2 protein-coding genes and 2 pseudogenes (2 of these 4 cut by a window edge) are annotated in these 4891 nt (G+C 71.3%); 2 read left to right on the forward strand and 2 right to left on the reverse strand.

Features of this window, described 5'->3' with window-relative positions; translation table 11 throughout:
* Positions 1–193, reverse strand: a pseudogene (locus FrCorBMG51_RS07560) (cation diffusion facilitator family transporter); it reaches 807 nt to the left of the window's first position.
* A gap of 253 nt (positions 194–446) precedes the next feature.
* Positions 447–2083: pseudogene (locus FrCorBMG51_RS07565) on the reverse strand (ABC-F family ATP-binding cassette domain-containing protein).
* Between the two features lie 312 nt (positions 2084–2395).
* Here FrCorBMG51_RS07565 and FrCorBMG51_RS07570 point away from each other — a divergent pair.
* Positions 2396–4111 (forward strand): circularly permuted type 2 ATP-grasp protein, encoded by a 1716-nt coding sequence (locus FrCorBMG51_RS07570; RefSeq protein ID WP_047222392.1) that lies wholly within the window; start codon positions 2396–2398, stop codon positions 4109–4111.
* Positions 4105–4891, forward strand: partial view of an alpha-E domain-containing protein gene (locus FrCorBMG51_RS07575; RefSeq protein ID WP_047222393.1) — the 5' portion only. Its footprint extends 191 nt past the window's final position; 787 of the gene's 978 nt are visible here — the first part of the coding sequence; its start codon is at positions 4105–4107; its stop codon lies beyond the right edge, outside the window. Before FrCorBMG51_RS07570 ends, FrCorBMG51_RS07575 begins: the two co-directional genes overlap by 7 nt.

Consider the following 4891-nt stretch of genomic DNA (forward strand, 5'->3'; position numbering starts at 1 on the left):
CGGCCGGCCGGGTGGCGCGCCGCCGGCCGAGCAGGAGCAGGCCCTGGTTGCCCGAGTCCGCGAGCGAGTGGATGGACTCGGCCAGCATCGACGACGACCGGGTGATGAGGAACGCGACGAGCTTCGCCAGCGCGATCCCGAGATTGGCCGCCAGCGCGGCTACGACCGCCCTGGTACCACCTTCCGCGCTCACGCGACCACCTGACCCATCACTCCCGACGGTTCCCTGACGATCTCTGAACGTTCCCTGGACGCCCTTCGGACGTCCCCTCGGACGTCCCCTGAAGATGCTCTGGACGCTTTCCGGACGATGGCGACGTCTGACGCGTCCCCGGCCAGTGTGCCAAGCCGGCCCGGTCATCGGCCCGCCGGCCATGGTGGCCACGGCCCGCGGACCATGATGATCACTGCTTCCGACCTGGTCCGCGGGCGGGCCGGAGCGGCCCTCAGGCCAGCGTGATCAGCTCGGCGAGGTCCGCCGACCAGGAGTCCTCGACGCCGTCCGGCAGCATCAGGACCTTCTCGGGCGCGAGCGCCTCGACCGCGCCGGGATCGTGGGTCACCAGCACCACCGCGCCCCGGAAGGTGGCCAGCGCCGCCAGCACCTCGTCGCGGGACGCCGGGTCGAGGTTGTTGGTCGGCTCGTCCAGCAGCAGCACGTTGGCGGCGCTGCACACCAGCCCGGCCAGCGCCAGCCGGGTCTTCTCCCCACCGGAGAGGGTGCCGGCCGGCTGGTCGACGCTGTCCCCGCTGAACAGGAAGGCGCCGAGGATGCGGCGCAGCTCCACGTCCGAGGTGCCGGGCGCGGCCGCGCGCATGTTGTCCAGCACCGAGCGGTCGGTGTCGAGGGTCTCGTGCTCCTGGGCGTAGTAGCCCAGCCGCAGCCCGTGGCCGGGGTGGACCGCGCCGGTGTCCGGGGACTCCGTGCCGGCGAGTATCCGCAGCAGCGTGGTCTTGCCGGCGCCGTTGAGGCCGAGGACGACGACGCGCGCGCCGCGGTCGATGGCGAGGTCGACCCCGGCGAAGACCTCCAGCGACCCGTAGGACTTCGACAGCCCGGTGGCGGTCAGCGGCGTGCGCCCGCACGGCGCCGGGTCGGGGAAGCGCAGTTTGGCGACCCGGTCGGCGACGCGCACCTCGGCCAGGCCGGCGGCCAGCCGCTCGGCCCGGNGGCGGCCAGCCGCTCGGCCCGGCGGTCCATCTGGTGGGCCGCGCGGGCCTTGGTCGCCTTGGCCCGCATCTTGTCCGCCTGGGCCTTGAGGGCGTCGATCTTCTTCTCGGCGTTGGCCCGCTCGCGGCGGCGGCGACGCTCGTCGAGCTCCCGCTGAGACAGGTACGTCTTCCAGTTGACGTTGTAGACGTCCAGGGCGGCGCGGGTGGCGTCGAGGTAGAAGACCTTGTTCACGCAGCGGTCGAGCAGGTCGACGTCGTGGCTGACCACGACCAGCCCGCTGTCGTGGGAGCGCAGGAACTCACGCAGCCAGACGATCGAGTCGGCGTCGAGGTGGTTGGTGGGCTCGTCGAGCAGCAGGGTCGCCTGGTTGTCGCCGGCCCCGGCGAACAGGATGCGGGCCAGCTCCACCCGGCGGCGCTGGCCACCGGAGAGCGTCTCGAGCCGCTGGGCGAGCACTCTGTCCGGCAGCCCGAGCGCCGAGCAGATCCGGGCCGCCTCGGCCTCGGCCGCGTACCCGCCGAGGGTGCCGAAGCGCTCCTCCAGCCGGCCGTAGCGGCGGATGGCCGTGTCGCGGGCGGTCTCGTCGACCAGCTCGGCCATTTCGACGTGCAGCTTCTCCATCTCGCGCAGCAGCGCGTCGAGACCGCGGGCGGACAGGACGCGATCACGAACGGTACCGGACGGGTCGCCGCTGCGGGGATCCTGCGGGAGGTAGCCGAGCTCACCGCGGACATCGATCTTTCCGGCGAACGGCAGTGTCTCGCGGGCCAGCGTCTTCAACAGCGTCGTCTTGCCCGCCCCGTTGCGTCCGACGAGCCCGATCCGGTCGCCGGGCTGGATACGGAACGACACCGCTTCGATGAGGGTGCGGGCGCCCGCGCGCAGCTCGAGATCGGACGCAGTGATCATTGGTGTACGTAGCCTTCCGGGAACGTCGACGAACGTGGGGCGATCGGCTACCGGCCTACCGGCAGTCGATACTGGCAACCGATTACTGATAATCGACAGCCGGTGACAGCGTGGCGGGCATTGCGCCGCCAGACCCATCGTCTCAGACTACGATCGTCCGATCTCAGACTACGGTTAGCCGCCTGGTACACATCTGCATCCGTCCTGCAACCGACAACCAGGGCCACAGCCACCATCAATGATCATTATCGTGCCACCGAAGCCTGAACGCTGTCATGCGGCGGTAACACGGGCAACTTAGGCTCTCCGGATGTGGCGGACCTCTTCGAAGGGTATGCGGCCCAGGCCACACAGGCCTGGGACGAGGTGTTCGAGGCTCCGGACACCCCGCGGCCGCTGTACGCCTCGCTCTACGACGCTCTCCGGCCGCTGAGCAGCAGCGACCTCGCCGCCCGCAAGGCCGCGCTCGACCGGGCGTTCCGGGACGCCGGGATCACCTTCAACCTCTTCGGCGAGGAGCGGCCCTTCCCGCTGGACCTCGTCCCCCGCCTGCTGGACAACTCCGAATGGGACGTCATCGAACGCGGTGTCACCCAGCGTGTCCGGGCGCTGGAGGCATTCCTCACCGACATCTACGGGCGGGCGGAGGTCCTGGCCGACGGGATCGTCCCCCGCCGGCTGGTGCTCTCCAGCGCGCACTTCCACCGCGCCGCGCACGGCATCGACCCGCCGAACGGGGTCCGCGCGCACGTCAGCGGCATCGACCTGATCCGCGACGAGCAGGGCGGCTTCCGCGTCCTCGAGGACAACGTGCGGGTGCCGTCGGGGGTCAGCTACGTGGTGGAGAACCGGCGGGCGATGACCCGGGTCTTCCCCGAACTGTTCGCCACCCACCGGGTGCGACCGGTCGCGGACTACGCCACCCATCTGCTGCACGCACTGCGGGCCGCCGCCCCACCCGACGTCGCCGACCCGACCGTGGTCGTGCTGACACCCGGGGTGTACAACCCGGCGTACTTCGAGCACGCCCTGCTCGCCCGGCAGATGGGCGTCGAACTCGTCGAGGGACGAGATCTGACGGTACGCAACAACAACGTCACCATGCGCACGACAGAGGGTGACCGGCCCGTCCACGTCGTCTACCGCCGGATCGACGACGACTGGCTGGACCCGCTGCACTTCCGCCCCGAGTCGGTGGTCGGCTGCGCCGGGCTGCTCAACGCCGCCCGGGCCGGTCGGGTCACCATCGCCAACGCGGTCGGCAACGGGATCGCCGACGACAAGCTGATGTACACCTACGTCCCCGACCTCATCCGGTACTACCTCGGCGAGGAACCGGTCCTGGCCAACGTCGACACCTACCGGCTGGAAGACCCCGACCAGCGCGACCACGTGCTCGGCCACCTCGGCGAGCTCGTGCTCAAGCCGGTGGACGGCTCCGGCGGCAAGGGCATCGTCATCGGCGAGCAGGCGTCCGCGGCGGAGCTCGACGCGTTACGGCTGAAGATCGAAGCCGACCCGCGTGGCTGGATCGCCCAGCGGGTCGTACGGCTGTCGACATCGCCCACGCTCGCCGGTGACCGGCTGGGGCCACGGCATGTGGACCTGCGCCCGTTCGCGGTCAACGACGGCCGCCGGGTGTGGGTGCTGCCGGGCGGGCTGACCAGGGTCGCGCTGCCGCGCGGCAGCCTCGTGGTCAACTCCAGCCAGGGCGGCGGCTCCAAGGACACCTGGGTGCTGGCCTCGCCGGAGTCCAGCCGGGAGAGCATCTCGCCGCGCAGCCGGCCGCCGGGCAACGTGCCGCAGGTCGCCGACGGCCCCGACGTCGGCCCGTTCCCCTCCTGCGACCAGCAGCAACAGCAGCAACAACAACAACGGGAGGGACGGCACCAGCAACCACCCGAGGATGCCGGGCAGGTGCCGGGGCGGCGCCAAGAGCCGCGCTCAGGGCTGTCGGAACACGGACAGCCATGGCCGGAGACCATCGGTGACCAGGCCCGCCGCCTGAACGGGCCGGCCGTATGCTGAGCCGCATCGCCGAGTCGCTGTTCTGGATCGGCCGCTACTCCGAACGCGCCGAGCACACCGCCCGCATCCTCGACGTCCACGTCCAACGGGTGCTGGAGGACCCGTGGCTGGACGAGACCTCGGCCGGCCGGGAACTGCTGGCCGTCATGGGCATGCCCGCGCCCGACGACGCCGCCGCCGCGGACTCCCGGCAGGTCACCGAACTGCTCGCGTTCGACCCGGGCAACCCGTCCAGCATCACCGGCGCGGTCGGCGCGGCCCGGGAGAACGCCCGCGGCGCCCGCGACGTCATCTCCAGCGAGGTCTGGGAGTGCCTGAACGCGACCTGGAACGACCTGCCGCACTCCGAACAGCTCGCGCGCCGGCTCGGCCCGCACGTGTTCTTCCGCTACATCAGGGAACGGACGGCGATGCTCGCAGGCCTGGTCGACGCCACCCTCGCCCGCGACGACGGCTGGCGCTTCCTCGTCCTGGGACGCAGCCTGGAACGGGTCGACATGACCTCCCGGCTGCTGTCGTCGAGCATCAGTGAGGATCCCGCGTCCCAGAGCTGGGTGAGCCTGCTGCGCTCCTGCGGGGCGCACGAGGCGTACCTGCGGACCTACCGGCGGGCCGTGGACGCCGCGCGCGTCGCCGAGTTCCTGCTGCTGGACAGGCTGTTCCCACGGTCGGTGTACTGGTCGCTGTCGATGGCCGAGCAGATCCTCGCCGAGCTCGACGGCACCCGCCGCGAGGCCCGGTTCACCGTGGACGACATGGCCCGCCGCATCGTCGGGCGGG

Source organism: Protofrankia coriariae, from assembly GCF_001017755.1.
Lineage (GTDB): Bacteria > Actinomycetota > Actinomycetes > Frankiales > Frankiaceae > Protofrankia > Protofrankia coriariae.